This window comes from Streptomyces sp. NPDC052107, assembly GCF_040680215.1.
In the GTDB taxonomy this organism is placed as follows: Bacteria; Actinomycetota; Actinomycetes; order Streptomycetales; family Streptomycetaceae; genus Streptomyces.
The window spans coordinates 52851-68113 of record NZ_JBFAWG010000038.1 but is presented as its reverse complement, the minus strand read 5'-3'; the positions used below and the strand labels follow the sequence as shown (position 1 = coordinate 68113).

The following is a 15263-nucleotide window of genomic DNA, read 5'->3' as shown; positions in this document are numbered from 1 at the left end:
CAGCGGATACCACCTGCCCAGGCACAGACACCGACCCGGAACCCGCTCAAAAACCCATCAGAAGATCCATTTCAGGCCACGTCGGTGGAACAAGGCTAAGCCGGCCCGGTCGGCTCAGGTGGCGCGGGTGCCACCTCCTCGCCGGATACGGCCCAGCAGATCCCGGTGATAGGCGGCGAGTTGCCCGGCGGGCACGGGCGCGGGGCTCCCGGCGAGGGTGTACCAGGTGTCGCTGCCGGAGTGCTGGATGGCGACGCGCACGCTGTGGCCGTCGGACAGCAGGATGGTGGCCACGGTCAGGTCGCCGGTGATGACGCCGACCTCGTCGGTCATCGCTCCGCCGGGGCCCGCGGTGACGCGGTCGACGTAACTGTTGATGCTCGGTGGGGTGTGCATGGGGCGCAGGCTTCCATCAACCCGGGCGGCGAGCCCCGCACCGCGCAGGTGCCGCCCGTGCGTGTCCCCGTGTTGGGCGTGTGATCAGCACCCGCAGCCGCCGAGGCCGGGCCGGGTGCCGGCCGCCGCTCAGCCGAACAGCGGGAACCGGTCGGCCACCGCACCCAGCGCGGCGCGCTCGGCCTCGGTCAGCGCGGCCCGGCCGGTGCCCAGGCGCGCGTAGTGCGCGTCGCTCCACTCAGGGAGCGCGGGCCGGCCGAGCAGACCGTCCAGGGTGGTGCGCACCGCGGCCAGCCCCTCGGGCGCCGGTCCCGGCGCGTGCGGGAGCTGGACGGTCAGATCCAGGTGGTGGACGGTCGCCTCCACCGCGAGGGTGGTCAGCAGATCCCCGGCCGTCAGCACATGCCCCTGCGTGCCGACGTGCTGCGCGGGGTCGGCCGCCTCCGCCGCCTGCACGGCCGCCGCCAGCGTCTCCAGATACAGGCCCTGGAGCTGGCGGAAGTCGAGGAACATGCTCGCGTTCACCCGGACCCAGCGCCGGCCGTTGGCCGCCCCCACGGTGTCCGGCCGCCAGTCCTGCCAGTAGGTCACCGCGTCCCGGTCCACCGGCTCCCGCGCCGGCGTGTGCAGCGCAACCAGAGCGCGCTGGGCGTCGCCCAGACAGTGGAAGACGAGGTCGCGGACCGCCCAGCCCGTACAGCCGGTCGGCAGCCACGACTCCTCGTCACCGAGTCCCGCGACGACCGCCGAGGCGGCCTCGTACGCCGCGCGCACCGCCCGCGCGGGGGCGGTGGCATCCCCTGTTCTCATGCGTCCCCCTGTTCGTCCGCCCTACAGGGTGTCACACCCGGCTCGATGTCGCCGTGTCCGCGGACAGCCGCTGCGCGACGTAGATCGGGATCACCGACAGCAGGACGAGCACCGCGGCCACGACGTTCACCACCGGTGCCTGCTGTGGCCGGGTCATGTTGTCGAAGATCCAGATCGGCAGGGTCTCGATCCCGGGCCCCGCCGTGAACGTGGTGACCACGATCTCGTCGAAGGACAGCGCGAAGGCGAGCAGTCCGCCGGCCAGCAGCGCGGAGCGGACCAGCGGGAAGGTGACGTCCGCGAAGGCGCGGAAGGTGCTCGCGCCGAGATCCATGGCCGCCTCCTCGTACGAGGCGGCCGTACGGCGCAACCGGGCCACCACGTTGTTGAAGACGATCACGATGCAGAAGGTGGCGTGCCCGATGATCACCGTGAACAGTCCGAGACCCACGCCGAGCGGCTCCAGGACCGTGCCGAAGGCCGAGTTGAGGGCGATACCGGTGACGATGCCGGGCAGCGCGATCGGCAGGACCACGATGAACGACACCGTGTCGCGGCCGAAGAAGCGGTGCCGGGCCACGGCGAACGCGATGAGCGTGCCGAGGACCAGCGCGATCGCGGTCGCCCCCAGCCCCGCCTTCACCGAGACCCACAGTGCCTGCCGGGCACCGGAGTTGTGCCCGGCCACCGACCACCAGTGCCAGGTCAGACCCGGCGGGGGCCAGCTCGCACTGCGGTCGGGACTGAGCGAGTTGACCAGGACGAGCAGCAGGGGGACGTAGATCACCGCGAAACCGAGCCCGGCGCCGGTGCGCAGGGCGATGCGCGCGGTGCGGCTGAGATGCATGGCGCTGTTCTCCTCCAGGTCCTACAGGCTGTTCAGGGCACCCGTGCGGCGGATCGCCAGCAGGTACAGGACGATCACGACGACGGGTACGGTGCCGAGCGCGGCGGCCATGGGCAGGTTGAGCTCGATGTTGGAGTACACGAGGTTGCCGATCAGCTGGGTCTTGCCGCCGACGATCTGCACGGTGATGTAGTCGCCGAGGCTCAGTGAGAAGGTGAACACCGAACCGGCCGCGACCGACGGCAGCACCATCGGCAGCACCACCGAGCGGAAGGTCCGCCCGGCCCGCGCCCCGAGATCGGCCGAGGCGTCCAGCAGGTTGTCCGGGAGCTGTTCGAGGGCCGTGTGGATCGGCAGGATCATGTACGGCAGCCACAGGTACGTCAGGGTGAGGACGGTGGCCGGCAGGCCGAAGCCGGGGCCGCTCAGCCCGAACGGCGCGAGCATCCAGTCGGCGAGGCCGCCCTCGGACAGGATGAGCCGCCAGGCGTACACCTTGACCAGGTAACTCGCCCACAGGGGAGTCAGGATGGCGACCACGAGCAGGGGGCGCCACTTCGGCCGGGCCACCCGTGCGGTGTAGAAGGCGACCGGGAAGGCGATCACCGCGCACAGCACGGTCACCGCGAGCGCCACGCCCACACTGCGCAGGATCACCTGACGGAAGACGGGCGTGGTGAACAGCTCGTGGAAGTTGTCCGTCGACCAGATCTTCACCACCTGCGAGGTGAAGGAGTTCGTCGTCCAGAACGCCGAGACGAACAGCACCGCCAGCGAGCCGAGGTAGAGGACGGCGAGCCACAGCAGCGGGGCGGTGAGCAGCAGGGTCAGCCGCAGCCGGGGCCTGCGGTGCAGGCTTCCGGCCAGCCGCCGGACGGTTCCCCGGCCGGCGGCGGTCGTCGCATCGGTCGCCACGGCTCAGCCCTTGATCTCGGTCCAGGCCTGCACCCACTTGGCGTACGGCACGCACTTGACGTCCGTGCGGCCGTCGAGGCACTGCTCGATGGGCGTGTTCCAGAAGGCGATCTTCTTCCAGTAGCTCTCGTCGGCCGCGTGGTAGACCGTGCAGAAGTTCTTGTCACTGGTCTCGGCGCAGGCCTTGGAGTTGGCCGGCGCCTCGCCGAAGTACTCGGCGACCTGGGCGTTGACCTTGGGAGAGACGATCCAGTCCAGCCACTTGTAGGCGCAGTTGGGGTGCTTGGCCTTGCTGTACACCATCCAGGTGTCGGACCAGCCGGTCGAACCCTCCTTCGGCACCAATGCCTTGATCTTGGCGCCCTCGGAGGAGGCGAGGCTCGCGATGACCTGCCAGGTGGTGCCGACCACCGAGTCACCGCTCTTGAAGGCGGAGACCTCCTTGAGGTAGTCGCTCCAGTACTCGCCGACGTCCTTGTTCTGCTGCTTGAGCAGGGCCACGGCCGCGTCGAACTGCTTCTGGTCGAGGGCGTACGGGTCCTTGATCTTCAGCTCGGGCTTGGTGGCCTTGAGATAGAGGGCCGCGTCGGCGATGTAGATCGGCGAGTCGTACGCGGTGACGTGCCCCTGGTACGTGGAGGCGCCGTCGAAGACGGCGGACCAGGAGGTGGGCGCGGGCTTGACCTTCTCGGTGTTGTACATCAGCAGGTTGGCGCCCCGGCCGTGCGGGATGCCGTACATCTGGCCCTTCACCGAGTTCCAGGCGCCGTTCTTCAGCCCGGCGAAGATGTCCTTGTAGTTGGGGACGAGGGCCGTGTTGACCGGGGCGGCGTCGCCGGCGGCGATCAGGCGCAGGGAGGCGTCGCCGGACGCGGAGACGGCGTCGTACTCGCCGGTCTTCATCAGCTTGACCATCTCGTCCGAGCTGGCGGCGACCTTGGAGTGGACCTGGCAGCCCGTCTGCTTCTCGAAGTCGCTGACCCAGTTCACCTTCGGGTCGTTGGAGCCGTCCTCGACATAGCCGGCCCAGGCGATCAGATTGACCTGGCCCTCGGTCTTGCCGAGCTTCGTCGGGGCCTTGAGGTCGGGCGGGTTGAGCCCGGTGGCGGACGAGCCGCCCGAGCCGGAGGAGTCACAGGCGGCGGCGAGCAGCAGCGCGGCGGCGCAGGCCGCGGTGCGCAGGGTACGGGTGAGACGCACGGCGTTCTCCATGGGGACGTAGAGGCGGGGGAGAGGTCAGGAGGGCAGCCGGACGGCGTGCCGGCGGTGCCATGTCAGGCGGACCCGGGTGCCGCGGTAGGCGGCGACGTCCTCGGAGGAGGTCTCCAGGTTCTGCTGGAGCGCCGTGAGCCGGCCGCCGCCGTCGAGGTCGACCAGGAAGCGGGTGGCGTCGCCGAGATAGACGACCTCGGCGACGGTTCCGGTCGTGGTGGCGTGCTCGGGCTCGTCCGCCTCGGCGGACTCCTTCAGGACGCGGATCTTCTCCGGCCGGATGTTGTACGTGTCCGGGGTGCCGACGATCCGGTGGGCCGCCTCTCCGTCGAGGAGGTTCGAGATGCCGACGAACGAGGCGACGAACGGGGTCGCCGGGCGCTCGTAGATCTCCGCGGGCGTGCCGACCTGGGCGATGCGGCCCTGGTCGAAGACGGCGATGCGGTCGCTCATCGTCAGGGCCTCCTCCTGGTCGTGGGTGACGAAGACGAAGGTGATGCCGACCTCCCGCTGGATCGCCTTCAGCTCGACCTGCATCTGCTCGCGCAGCTTCAGGTCGAGGGCGCCGAGGGGCTCGTCCAGCAGCAGCACCCGGGGCCGGCCGACGAGCGCGCGGGCGAGGGCGACGCGCTGCCGCTGCCCGCCGGAGAGCTGGGCAGGACGCCGCGGTCCGTAGCCCTCCAGGCGGACCTCGGCGAGGGCCTTGCGGGCGCGGACGAGCCGTTCGGCCTTGGGCACCTTGCGGACCTTCAGCCCGTAGGCGACGTTCTGCTCGACCGTCATGTGCGGGAAGAGGGCGTAGTCCTGGAAGACCGTGTGCACGTCCCGCTCGAACGGGGCGAGGCCGGTGACCTCCTGTCCGGCGAGTTCGATCCGGCCCTGGTCCGGTGTCTCGAACCCGGCGACCAGCCGGAGGACGGTCGTCTTGCCGGATCCGGACGGGCCGAGCATCGAGAAGAACTCCCCGTCCCGGATCTCCAGGTCGACCCCGGCCACGGCGGTCGTCTCACCGAACGACTTCCGCAGGTCCTGCAGCCGGATCGCAATTCCCTCCATACGGGAACCTTTCTGGCGCGCTGTACGTTGAACCGCTTGACCGCAAACATATGAAGTCATAGTTCTAAGCTCAAGATCCCCTTGAGGTAAAGCTTGAGTCAATGCACGAGGTGGTGACCGTGAGGCAGTACGAGATCGAGGGCGGCGCCCGTAAGGCCGTCTTCAGCCCGGTGGACAACCGGGCCCGCGTGGACGCGGTCGTCCGCCGCATCGGCGACGCCATCGAACTGGGTCTCCTGGCCGACGGCGAGCAACTGCCCGGTGAGACCGAGCTGGCCGGACAGCTCGGCGTCTCCACGGTCACCCTGCGCGAGGCGCTCATGGCCCTGCGGCAACGGGGCCTGGTCACCACGCGCCGGGGCCGCGGCGGCGGCAGCTTCGTCTCCCTCCCCGAAGTCCCCGCCGACGACCGCCTCAAGGCCCGGCTGCGCGGCTGGAGCACCGAGGAACTGCGCGACCTGGGTGACCACTGGGCCGCCCTGTCCGGCGCCGCCGCCCGGCTCGCCGCACAGCGCACCGAACCGGAGGATCTTCACCAACTCCGCCGTACCGCCGAGGAGTCGACCCGGGCCGAGGACGCGGCGGCACGCAGCCGGCTCTACGGCCGCTTCCACGTAGAACTCGCGGCGGCCGCCCAGTCCGCGCGGCTCACCCGCGAACAGGTCGCCCTGCAGAGCGAGATCGGCGCACTGCTCTGCCTGGTCCTGGCCGACGACGCATATCGTGAAGAAGTTGCGGACCGTCACCGCTCCGTAATCTCCGCCGTGCAAGATGGGGCCCACGAAACGGCCGGCACGCTGGCCGAGCGGTGCGTCAGGGAGTCGACGGCGCGGCTCGTCGCCGTACGCCTCGCCCTCTGACCGCGCCGCGTCAGGTTCCCGTCCGCTGGAGGACACCATGGGCCGGAGCCCCGCGCTCGCCACCCTCGACACGGAAACCGAGGCGTGGGTGGCCGCACAGGTCGGTGGCGCGCTGGAGGCCGTCTTCGAGACGGTCGCCGCCACTCGCACCGCCACCGAAGCTCTGCTCGGCCGGGTGGTCGCCGAGGGCCGGCGGCCGGCCAGCGCCGACCTCGCCGCCCTGCGCCCCGGACTGCATGTCCATCTGACCCGCGAGGAACTCGTCTCCGGCGTCGGCTTCGTCGCGGCGCCCGGCCTCCTGACGGACGTGCCCGCCTGGCTGGAGTGGTGGCAGTCCGGTGCCAACGGCGACGTACGCCCGCTGCTGCTCGACCTCGATCCCGGCCAGTCGGCGTACTCCGACTACACGCACTGGGACTGGTTCGCGCTGCCCCGCGACACCGGGCGCCGGGCGGTGGCCGGACCGTACGTCGACTACCTCTGTTCCGACGAGTACAGCCTCACCCTCTCCGAACCCGTCCTGGTCCAGGGCCGGTTCGCGGGAGTCGCCGCCGCCGACGTCTATCTGCGGCACTTCGAGACGGCCGTCCTCCCCCTCCTGCGGCGCCTGCCCCGCCCCGCCCACCTCGTCAATGCCCGGGGCCGCGTCGCCGCCTCCGCCGACCCCGCCCACCTGGCCGGCTCCCTCACCAAGGGCCCGGGCTTCGGCGAACTGCTCAGCGCGGCGCGGCCCGGCGCGTACGACGGCATGCGCCTGGTGCCGTGCCGGGGCGTGCCCCTTGTGCTGGTCCTCGCCTGAGCCCGAGCAGGCGCCCCCCGCCGAAGGTGCGGGCGGGCCGGTCGTGCCGACCTGCGCCATGCCCTACCGTGACCGGCATGAACGTGTCGGGCCGGAGCCTGCGGAGCTACCGATATGTCGGTCCCGAGGACGTGCGGGCCGCCGTCCGGCAGGGAGACACCGGCACCGTCGTTCGTACGGCGAGCGAGTTCGCGGGCTGGGCCGCCACCCGGACCCGCGAGGTACTGGCCGAGCCCTTCACCTTCGTCATCGGCTTGGACGGCGCCCTGCGGCTGGCCCCGCGCCGGTCCGAGCACGTGGCCTGTGCGGGCGGCGAGCCGGTGCTGAGCGCGGGGGAGATCGGCTTCGGTGCGGACGCCGGCCGCTGGACGGTGCGGGAGGTGAGCAACCAGTCGACGGGCTACTGCCCGGACGCCGGCTCATGGTCGGCGGTGGCGCAGGCGCTCGACCGGGCCGGGGTCGCCCGTCCCGGGTCCTTCACTCATGAGGTGGTCTTCCGCCGGTGTCGCACCTGCGGGCAGCACAACATCGTGCGGGAAGGCCATTTCGTCTGTGTCTTCTGCGACGCCGACCTTCCCGAGCGATGGAACCCCGACCCCTGAGCACTCAGTGCTTCGCCGAGGGCGGCTCGTACTGTTCGGCCAGCCCGAGGTCGTTCATGATCTGACGCATCAGCTGCTCGAACATGGGCTCCTGGTCGCCGAAGAGCGGGGCGAAGTGGCCGAACGCCTCGATGACGACCTGCCCGTAGAGCGAACGCCAGCAGCTCAGCATGACGGCCGCCGCCTCCGGCGGGAGGGCCACGTCCGTGTCCGCCACGTAGTCCCGCATCTGGCGCAGCAGAGGCGGCTCCAACTGTCCCTGGTCCGGCACCGGATAGCCCCGTGCCGCCCAGAGGTCCACGAAGGCCGGGCCCCACACCCCGGCCAGCCGCCGCACCCAGCGTGTCGTCAGCACGGCATGGGCTTCGCCGGCCGCTCGCGCGGGGGTGCCGAAGAGGAAACAGAACTCGCGTCGGCGGGTGATCGCCCAGGAGCGCAGGACACGGCTGGGGGCGATCATGCGCATCCCGTAGTTGTCCCGCGGGTGGCGCCCGGCCGCCCTGTTGAGCTCGTCGACCAGCTCGTCCACGATGTCGTCGGCGACCTGGGCGACGACGTCGGGAAGTCCGCGCTCGAAGTGGTGGTAGAGCGCCGCGGGTGTCACGCCCACGCGCCGGGCGACCTCCGAGAGCGTCAGGGTCTCGACGCCGCTCTCGACGATGACGTCCCGCGCCGCAGCCCGCACCTCGGCGGACATCTCGGCCCGCAGCCGGGCCCGCCGCCCTCCTGCCGCCACCGGTGAGCCCCCTCCGTCTCCGGACGCGATCTCTGCCGGGACCACGGCACCGGCCGGGTCCCGGCAGCGAGCGTACCGGCGCAAGGGCGCGCCGGCCGGGTTCGGCCGGGTCGCACATCCGAGCGCCCTGCGAACGGCCGGGTCAGGAGATGACGCGCAGGTGGGTGGGCCAGCCGAGCCGGTCGAGGCGGGTGAACAGGTCCTTGATGTCCTCCGGCCTGAGCTTCACACAGCCGTTGGACTTGTAGTCACCGACGCCGTCCCAACGGCGCGGCTCGGTACGGCCCTGCGAGCCGTCGGGGTTCATCTCCGAGTGGATGAACATCTCGGTGCGGGTCGTCGTCCGCTTCGCACACGGCATGTCCTGCAGGTAGACGGCGTATCCCTTGATGGAACGGCCGTTGTAGGTCCGGGACTTCAGCCTGATGCGCCAGTCTCCGTCGGGCATCCAGCCCTTGTTGCGGACGCAGTCGTCCTTGACGCCGATGCCCGAGCCCGCGCGGTAACTCTTCTGCACCCGGCCGTTCTTGTAGATCGACAGCCGTGAGTTCGTCGGGGCGGCGGGGTTCTTGGCGAAGACGAGGGTGGTGGCGGAGGGGGCGGCGGCCGCCGGGGCCGCCGTACCGGCGGGACCGGCCGGCCGTGCTCCGGCGGAGGCCGTCGTCATGGCCGTCGCCGCCATCGCGACTCCCAGGGCTGCGGCGGCACGGGTCCAGCGCTTGCTCGGCTTCACAGAAAGGACCTTTCAGTCGTTCGGTCACTGCGAAGTAAAGGGTCTTTAGAAACCGAGGTGGCTTTAAAGTTCTACGGCCTGTTATCACCCGTCCGGCGGGAGCGCGTCCGCTCGCGCGCCCGTTCCACGCCTTTTACGCCGTCACCGTGCCCTGAGCGCTGCTGCCTTCGGTGCTCACGCGGAGCGAGCGGTCACCGCCCGGAAGCGGCCGCACCGTGAGCGTCTGCTGGGCCTGGCCGATCGGGCCGTGGACGTCGTGGAGGACACTGCTGGTGAGGCCCTGGCCGGTGGGGCCGAAGGTGACCGTGGTGTCCAGGCCGACCCAGCGGCCCGCCGGTTGCCGGTGCAGATGGATCGTCAGGTCGACGTTGGGGAACATCCACTCGGCCGGCGGCCGGCGTACGGCGATGCCGTTGGCCGTGTCGACGAGGGCGACATAGGAGGCGACCGGGCTGCTCGGCTCGCCGGCGACGAGGTCGAGCTCGGTGGAGATCCATACCGTGCCACGGCCCGGCTCCGAGGGGGCGACCGGCCGGACGTCGACGGACGCGCAGTGCCCGCCGGGCCAGACCGAGCCCAGCGACTGACCGGCGAGCCCGTCCGGCGGGGTCAGGCGCGCCTCGGCGCCGCCGGCCACGACGCTGGTGTCGACCTCGGTCAGCAGCCAGGCGCGGGCCCGTACCACCGGCCGGTCCGCGATGCGCACGACCGCTTCGAGCAGTTCGATGGTGCGGCCGGGCCGGATCGACTCCACCTGGATCTCGCACTCGTCCAGGGCGAGGCGCCCCAGGATGTCGAAGCTGATCCTGGACAGCAGCAGTCCGCTCGGCGGGCGCTCGGCACGGTAATGGTCGATCGCGTGGACCACGAGTCCACCGAGCGGACTGAAGTGCATCTCGTCGGTGTCCCACGCGCCGCTCGCGTGCGGGGTGGGCTTGTAGCGGTGCCGGTCTGTGTGCTCGAAGTAGCTGGCGGCCAACGGGTGCCTCTCCTCGGGATGTCCGTGCACGGGGGCGTTGGACAGGTCGTTGCACAGTACATCCGTGGCCGTGACCGGTTCACGGGTACCTCCGCCCCCAGGCGGACCGGCCCAGCGCCGCGCACAGAGGGCGGCGCCGGGCCGGGGCGGGGCGGTCAGGCCGCCAGGCGCTCCGCGAGCTGCTTGGCCTTCGCGGCGGCCTCCTCGAGGGCGCGGTCGCGAGAGGCCTCGTACAGCGGGATCAGCTCGGCCATCGCCGGGTTCTGCGGGGCCATGGTCAGCTCCGGGACGATGAAGTCGAGGTCCAGACCGAGGGCGTCGGCGAGGACGGCCGAGAGGTAGTTCTGCACGTACTCGTATCCCTCACGCGGGGTGCCCGGCCCGTAGGCGCCGCCCCGGCTGGCGACGACCGTCACCGGGGTGCCCTTCGCGGACTGGGTCTCGCCCGCGGTGCGGCCGAAGAGGACCACGTTGTCCAGCCAGGCCTTGAGGGTCGAGGGGATGGAGAAGTTGTACATCGGGGCGCCGATCAGCACCGCGTCGGCCTGCTCCAGCTCCTCGATCAGCCGGACACGCTCGGCGAAGGCGGCGGCCTGCTCCGGCGTGTGCGACGCCGGGTCGGCGAAGCCGGCGGTGTGTGCGGCGGCGGTGATGTGCGGGACGGGCTGCGCCGCGAGATCGCGGTAGACGACCGTGCCGTCGGGGTGCTGCTCCTGCCAGTGCGCGCGGAAGGCCTCCGCCACGGCGCGCGAGGCGGAGGCCTCGGTCGGGAACACGGACGAGTCGATGTGCAGCAGGGTGGCCATGGTGACTCCATAAAGTGGACAAAGGGGGCAGAGGTCGCCCCGCGGCTCAGCGCTGGCTGAGATTTCGTACTCGACTATCTTTAACACATGGACTTACTTTTTTTCATCCCCCTACGATGGGGTAGTACCCTGATCGCATGACGGCGGAAGTGACCCACGACAGCGCGGCGTGCAAGCGGGTGGACGATGGCATCACCCGTGTCTTCCAGCTGCTCGGAAAGCGCTGGAGCGGCCCGATCGTGGCCGTCCTGGTGGAACAGCCCGCCCACTTCGCCGACCTGCGCCGGGCCGTCCCCGGCATCAGCGAGCGCATGCTGTCCGACCGGCTCGCGGAACTCGGCGCGGCTGGACTCGTGCTCCGCGAGGTCGACGAGGGCCCGCCGCTACGCGTGTCCTACCGGCTGACCGCCGCGGGGGCCGCCCTGGAGCCGGCGCTCCGGGAACTGGGCGAGTGGGCGAAGACCCACCTGCCGGACGCGCCGCCGTGCCCCGGCACGTAGCGCGAGCGGCCGGCCGGATCGTCCGTGCAGGGCGCGGTCCGGCCGTGGACATCACCGCGCAGCGGGTGCGGACCGTCTGGACCAAGCGGTCACGCGGCGGCGTCGCCGCCCGGCGGAACGCCGTGCCGGTCGGATCGGTGTTCACCGTACGGACCGCGCACGACCGCGATCGCGTGCTGCTCGGCGCGGACAGCTCGGTGGGACACCGGAGACTGCGCCGTCTGAGCGCCCTGCCCGCCGACTGCACGTGCCCCGCCGCCACGGACCCGCGCACCGCCTTCGCTGCACGGTCAGCGCGGGCGAGACCTTCCCGCAGGCGCTGATGGACCGCCCCGGACGGACCGTGCGGACCGGGCAGCCCGCCCAGGGCGTCTTCTCGGACGTGCTGGTGCGCAACCTGCCCGACGGCCTGCTCTTCGGGCTGCCGAACGAGGAGTACCTGACCCGCACCGGCCGACCTTCGACGGCACGGGCATCCCGCCGCAGCTGTCCGAACCGGTCTTCACCAAGGAGGAGTTCGCCAAGAACCGCGACTCGGCCTTCGACCGCGCGGTGAACCTGCTCAGCGGGCGCGACTGAGCCGGGTCAGTCCACCGGCCAGGTGTGCGCGGGCGCGTTGAGGTGCATGTAGTCGATGTACAGCTGGGTCATCTGGCGCAGGGCCTCGTGGCGGCCGGCGCGCGTGGTGGCGTCGAGGTGGTGGAACATCTCCTTCTGCCACACGGCGCCGTTGCGTGCCGTCACACAGCGCTGCTCGATGATGCCGAGCAGCGGCTCCCGCCAGGCGTCGTCCATGCCGGACTGTGCGAGCCCCCGGTGCGCCAGCGGCAGCAGCCTGCGCAGGACCAGCTCCGGCACCGGCACCTCGCCCATGCCCGGCCAGTACAACGGGGCGTCGATGCCACGCCGGGCGGCGGTGTGCAGATTGTCCTCGGCGGCCGCGAACGACATCCGCGACCACACCGGCCGCTCCTCCTCCACCAGGGCCCGGGTGAGGCCGTAGTAGAAGGCGCCGTTGGCGAGGGTGTCGGCGACGGTCGGTCCGGCGGGCAGCACCCGGTTCTCCACCCGGATGTGCGGGAGGTCGTGGGAGACGGCGTACACCGGGCGGTTCCAGCGGTAGATCGTGCCGTTGTGCAGGGTCAGTTCACCCAGTTCCGGGATGTCGCCGCGATCCAGGGTCTCCGCCGGTTCCTGTTCGTCGCACAGCGGGAGGAGGGCGGGGAAGTAGCGCAGATTCTCCTCGAAGAGGTCGAAGACGCTGTTGATCCAGCGCTCCCCGAACCACACCCGGGGCCGTACGCCCTGCACCTTGATCTCCTCCGGGCGGGTGTCCGTGGCCTGTTCGAACAGCGGGATACGCGTCTCGTGCCACAACTCCTTGCCGAACAGGAACGGCGAGTTCGCCGCCAGCGCCACCTGGACCCCGGCGATGGCCTGGGCCGCGTTCCAGTAGGGGGCGAACTCCTCGGGAGACACCTGGAGATGGAACTGCGTACTCGTGCACGCGGCCTCCGGGGTGATGGTGTCCGCGTAGGTGCGCAGCCGGTCCATGCCGTCGACCTCGATGCGCAGGTCCTCGCCGCGGGCCGCGAAGATCTGGTCGTTGAGGATTTGGTAGCGAGGGTTCTCCGACAGGGTCTCCTCGCCGATGTCCTGCTGCCGCAGGGTGGGCAGGATCCCGATCATGATCAGCCGGGTGCCGATCGACCTGGCCCGGTCGTCCGCGTGGTTCAGCGCGGCGCGGATCTCCGACTCCCACGCGTCGGGTCCGCCCGCGGTCAGCCGCCTGGGCGGCACGTTGATCTCCAGGTTGAACCGGCCCAGCTCGGTGGACCAGGCGGGGTCGGAGATCGCCTTCAGCGCATCGGTGTTGCGCATCGCCGGCTCGGCGTCGTCGCCGACCAGGTTCAGCTCGATCTCCAGGCCGACCTGCGGCCGCTCGGACTCGAAGCGTGCCTCGCGCAGCATCTGCGCCAGCGTGTCCAGGCACGCGTGCATCTTGATCCGGTACCGGCGGCGGTCCTCGCGGGTGAAGACGAGCGCCGGGACGTCGCGTCCCATCGGCCCTCCAGGATGCCCCTCGTCGCAACCTCCATCACCCAGCGTCGCACCAACGCGCGAGCCTCACCAGGCGCCGCCCGCGGCACCACCGCCGGGTACGAGCATGGGCGCACGGGCCCGCCGACCGGTTGGGTGCGTCCGGCCGGTCCGTCAGCGCCGTCGCCTCTCCAGGATGAGCGGTCCTCAGATGCGGCCGGGGACGGGGGCCGTGCGGTCGCGCGCCCCTGGGTCTCCGGGTGAGCCAGATCGTAGTCCGGGTACGCGGCCGTGCACGGTGCGTGGCGATTCCGGATGCGGTCCGTGAGCGGAGCTTTGCTGTTGAAGTGGGCGGCGATCGTCACCCTGGCGTCCGGATCCGCCAGGACCGGGCGGGCGTGCCTCCGGTGTGGCCGAAGGCGCGCGGTGAGCGGTGCCGGCATCAGCTCCAAGCCGCACCACACGGGCACGCCCATGGCAGAGGAGGAGGGCGCAGGTCTCCTCGCCGAGCAGCCGTCCGCCGTCGTGGAGACCACCGGTGCGGTGCCGCTGCGGCGGACGATGATCTCGGCGATAGGCAGATACCCGGCATGGCCGAGACAGCCCGCCACTCGCACCGGAACCCAGCCGGGATCGGCGTCCGTGGCACAGATCAGTGCGAGCACCGTGGCCCAGCCCCGGTCGAAGGCGCCCTCCGCGGCCGGTCGGCGGCCCACGGCGCCGCGGTGCGGCTCCACAGGTGCCGGACGCAGATCCGGAGCGTGGCCGGCAGTCCGGACGCCGACAATTACGGCATCACCGAACCCGTCGTCAGCGGAACGCCCGGCGCCTCCTGACCGATGGAGACGTCCATGACCGTCCGGCCCTGGGCAACACCCGCACCCGCGCCCCCGCACAGGTGCCGGCATGTGACCGCTTCCCCGGCGACAGCACGTGTATCCGGCATGGACCCGATCCCAAGGCCGACCGTGCGTCGACCGGGCCGTGAGTATGAAGGCGCCGGCCGGGGGGAAGTTCAAGGGGTTGGGCGGGCAAACACAACACCGCGCCCTGCGCGACCGGCCCCGGAGGCCGGGTGCGCGGGGCGCGGTGGCGGGGTGAGGGAAGGGGCAGGTACCGGGGGAGGCCTCTGCCCCAGATCCCGGCTTCAGGCCTTCTTGCGGGCCACGCCACCGTAGAAGCCGATCGCTTCGGAGCCGGGCGGCGGGGTGGAATCCGGGCGCCAGAACGGAACCTGGGTCAGGCCGGGCTCGACCAGTTCGAACCCGTCGAAGAACCGCTCGACCCGGTCGCGGGACCGCAGGTTCATGGTGGCGGTCGCGCTGTTGTAGACGGCCTCGGCCTCGCTGCGGTCGTCGGCGAAGTCGCCCGTCGCATGCGAGAGCACCAGGAAGCTGCCGGCCGGAAGCGCGTCGCGCAGGGTGGCCACGATCCGCTCGGGCTCGTCCGCGTCGCGGATGAAGTGAAGAATGGCGACGAGGAACAGGGCGACCGGCTGTTCGAAATCGATGATCCGGCGCACCTCGGGATGATCGACGACGGACTGCGGATCGCGCAGATCGGCGAGCACGATGCTGGTCGTGCCGGTCCGGCTGAGCAGCGCGTCGGCGTGCGCCTTCACGATCGGGTCGTTGTCGACATAGGCGACGCGCACGTCCGGAGCCACCTCCTGGGCGACCTCGTGCACATTCGGCGAGGTGGGCAGCCCGGTGCCGATGTCGAGGATCTGGCGGACGCCGCTGCCTGTGACGTACCGGACCGCACGGTGCAGGAAGGCGCGGTTGGCCCGTACGGAGATCCACACCTCGGGCGCGGCCTCGGCCAGTTGGTCGCCCGCCAGTTGGTCCACCTCGTAGTTGTCCTTGCCGCCCAGGAGGTAGTCGTAGATCCGTGCGGGATGCGGTTTGCTGGTGTCGATGTGCACGGCCCGGCCGCCGTCCTGAGTCACACTGTGCTCCTCTCCACGACCGTC

17 protein-coding genes and 1 pseudogene are annotated in these 15263 nt (G+C 71.1%); 6 read left to right on the top strand and 12 right to left on the bottom strand.

Translation table 11 applies throughout. The features are described from left to right. Positions 1–114 precede the first annotated feature (114 nt). The 6 genes from AB0M27_RS30460 to AB0M27_RS30435 form a co-directional block, all read right to left on the bottom strand. Complete coding sequence (locus tag AB0M27_RS30460) at positions 115–396, bottom strand: hypothetical protein (RefSeq protein WP_351208319.1); 282 nt, start codon at positions 394–396, stop codon at positions 115–117. Positions 397–525: 129 nt separating this feature from the next. Further along, positions 526–1206: a maleylpyruvate isomerase N-terminal domain-containing protein gene (locus AB0M27_RS30455; RefSeq protein WP_365726262.1), complete on the bottom strand. Its 681-nt coding sequence runs from the start codon at positions 1204–1206 to the stop codon at positions 526–528. 31 nt (positions 1207–1237) lie between these two features. Beyond that, positions 1238–2053: an ABC transporter permease gene (locus AB0M27_RS30450; protein ID WP_365726261.1), complete on the bottom strand. Its 816-nt coding sequence runs from the start codon at positions 2051–2053 to the stop codon at positions 1238–1240. 21 nt (positions 2054–2074) lie between these two features. After that, positions 2075–2968 carry an ABC transporter permease gene (locus AB0M27_RS30445; RefSeq protein WP_365726259.1) on the bottom strand — a complete coding sequence of 298 codons (894 nt, stop codon included), beginning with the start codon at positions 2966–2968 and terminating at the stop codon, positions 2075–2077. A gap of 3 nt (positions 2969–2971) precedes the next feature. Continuing rightward, a complete protein-coding gene (locus AB0M27_RS30440; RefSeq protein ID WP_365726257.1) occupies positions 2972–4168 on the bottom strand; it encodes an ABC transporter substrate-binding protein in 1197 nt (398 codons plus the stop codon). A 36-nt stretch (positions 4169–4204) separates the two neighbouring features. Beyond that, the gene (locus tag AB0M27_RS30435; protein ID WP_365726255.1) at positions 4205–5236 is read right to left on the bottom strand and encodes an ABC transporter ATP-binding protein; all 1032 of its coding nucleotides are present in this window, start codon (positions 5234–5236) and stop codon (positions 4205–4207) included. A 119-nt stretch (positions 5237–5355) separates the two neighbouring features. Between AB0M27_RS30435 and AB0M27_RS30430 the strand changes: the two genes are divergently transcribed. The 3 genes from AB0M27_RS30430 (at position 5356) to AB0M27_RS30420 (ending at position 7497) form a co-directional block, all read left to right on the top strand. Then, complete coding sequence (locus tag AB0M27_RS30430) at positions 5356–6096, top strand: GntR family transcriptional regulator (RefSeq protein ID WP_365726253.1); 741 nt, start codon at positions 5356–5358, stop codon at positions 6094–6096. A 37-nt stretch (positions 6097–6133) separates the two neighbouring features. Next, complete coding sequence (locus AB0M27_RS30425; protein WP_365726251.1) at positions 6134–6895, top strand: hypothetical protein; 762 nt, start codon at positions 6134–6136, stop codon at positions 6893–6895. 77 nt (positions 6896–6972) lie between these two features. After that, positions 6973–7497 (top strand): hypothetical protein, encoded by a 525-nt coding sequence (locus tag AB0M27_RS30420; protein WP_365726249.1) that lies wholly within the window; start codon positions 6973–6975, stop codon positions 7495–7497. 4 nt (positions 7498–7501) lie between these two features. On the opposite strand, the gene AB0M27_RS30415 is transcribed toward AB0M27_RS30420, so the two are convergent. From AB0M27_RS30415 to AB0M27_RS30400, 4 genes are all read right to left on the bottom strand, one after another. Continuing rightward, positions 7502–8233, bottom strand: a complete 732-nt coding sequence (locus AB0M27_RS30415) for a TetR/AcrR family transcriptional regulator (protein WP_365726247.1) — start codon at positions 8231–8233, stop codon at positions 7502–7504. 142 nt (positions 8234–8375) lie between these two features. After that, entirely contained in the window at positions 8376–8966 is a 591-nt protein-coding gene (locus AB0M27_RS30410; RefSeq protein WP_365726245.1) for a L,D-transpeptidase, read from the bottom strand. Positions 8967–9099: 133 nt separating this feature from the next. After that, positions 9100–9945: a thioesterase family protein gene (locus AB0M27_RS30405; protein WP_365726242.1), complete on the bottom strand. Its 846-nt coding sequence runs from the start codon at positions 9943–9945 to the stop codon at positions 9100–9102. A gap of 155 nt (positions 9946–10100) precedes the next feature. Further along, complete coding sequence (locus tag AB0M27_RS30400) at positions 10101–10751, bottom strand: NAD(P)H-dependent oxidoreductase (protein WP_365726240.1); 651 nt, start codon at positions 10749–10751, stop codon at positions 10101–10103. Between the two features lie 137 nt (positions 10752–10888). Here AB0M27_RS30400 and AB0M27_RS30395 point away from each other — a divergent pair, with 137 nt between their 5' ends. From AB0M27_RS30395 to AB0M27_RS30385, 3 genes and pseudogenes are all read left to right on the top strand, one after another. Next, positions 10889–11251 (top strand): helix-turn-helix domain-containing protein, encoded by a 363-nt coding sequence (locus AB0M27_RS30395; RefSeq protein ID WP_365726238.1) that lies wholly within the window; start codon positions 10889–10891, stop codon positions 11249–11251. A 44-nt stretch (positions 11252–11295) separates the two neighbouring features. Then, a complete protein-coding gene (locus AB0M27_RS30390) occupies positions 11296–11574 on the top strand; it encodes a hypothetical protein (RefSeq protein WP_365726268.1) in 279 nt (92 codons plus the stop codon). Further along, positions 11538–11830, top strand: a pseudogene (locus tag AB0M27_RS30385) (S41 family peptidase); the annotation flags it as partial. The gene AB0M27_RS30390 and the pseudogene AB0M27_RS30385, both read left to right, overlap by 37 nt. Positions 11831–11836: 6 nt before the next feature. On the opposite strand, the gene AB0M27_RS30380 reads toward AB0M27_RS30385, so the two are convergent. Then, the gene (locus AB0M27_RS30380; protein ID WP_365726236.1) at positions 11837–13315 is read right to left on the bottom strand and encodes a glutamate-cysteine ligase family protein; all 1479 of its coding nucleotides are present in this window, start codon (positions 13313–13315) and stop codon (positions 11837–11839) included. 1123 nt (positions 13316–14438) lie between these two features. Next, on the bottom strand, positions 14439–15239 hold the full coding sequence (locus tag AB0M27_RS30375; RefSeq protein ID WP_365726234.1) for an SAM-dependent methyltransferase: 801 nt from the start codon (positions 15237–15239) through the stop codon (positions 14439–14441). Positions 15240–15263 lie beyond the last annotated feature (24 nt).

Coding starts and splice junctions, on each gene's coding strand:
- AB0M27_RS30425 (WP_365726251.1), top strand. CDS start 6,134: ATGGGCCGGAGCCCCGCGCTCGCCACCCTCGACACGGAAACCGAGGCG.
- AB0M27_RS30460 (WP_351208319.1), bottom strand. CDS start 396: ATGCACACCCCACCGAGCATCAACAGTTACGTCGACCGCGTCACCGCG.
- AB0M27_RS30420 (WP_365726249.1), top strand. CDS start 6,973: ATGAACGTGTCGGGCCGGAGCCTGCGGAGCTACCGATATGTCGGTCCC.
- AB0M27_RS30455 (WP_365726262.1), bottom strand. CDS start 1,206: ATGAGAACAGGGGATGCCACCGCCCCCGCGCGGGCGGTGCGCGCGGCG.
- AB0M27_RS30435 (WP_365726255.1), bottom strand. CDS start 5,236: ATGGAGGGAATTGCGATCCGGCTGCAGGACCTGCGGAAGTCGTTCGGT.
- AB0M27_RS30380 (WP_365726236.1), bottom strand. CDS start 13,315: ATGGGACGCGACGTCCCGGCGCTCGTCTTCACCCGCGAGGACCGCCGC.
- AB0M27_RS30400 (WP_365726240.1), bottom strand. CDS start 10,751: ATGGCCACCCTGCTGCACATCGACTCGTCCGTGTTCCCGACCGAGGCC.
- AB0M27_RS30450 (WP_365726261.1), bottom strand. CDS start 2,053: ATGCATCTCAGCCGCACCGCGCGCATCGCCCTGCGCACCGGCGCCGGG.
- AB0M27_RS30395 (WP_365726238.1), top strand. CDS start 10,889: ATGACGGCGGAAGTGACCCACGACAGCGCGGCGTGCAAGCGGGTGGAC.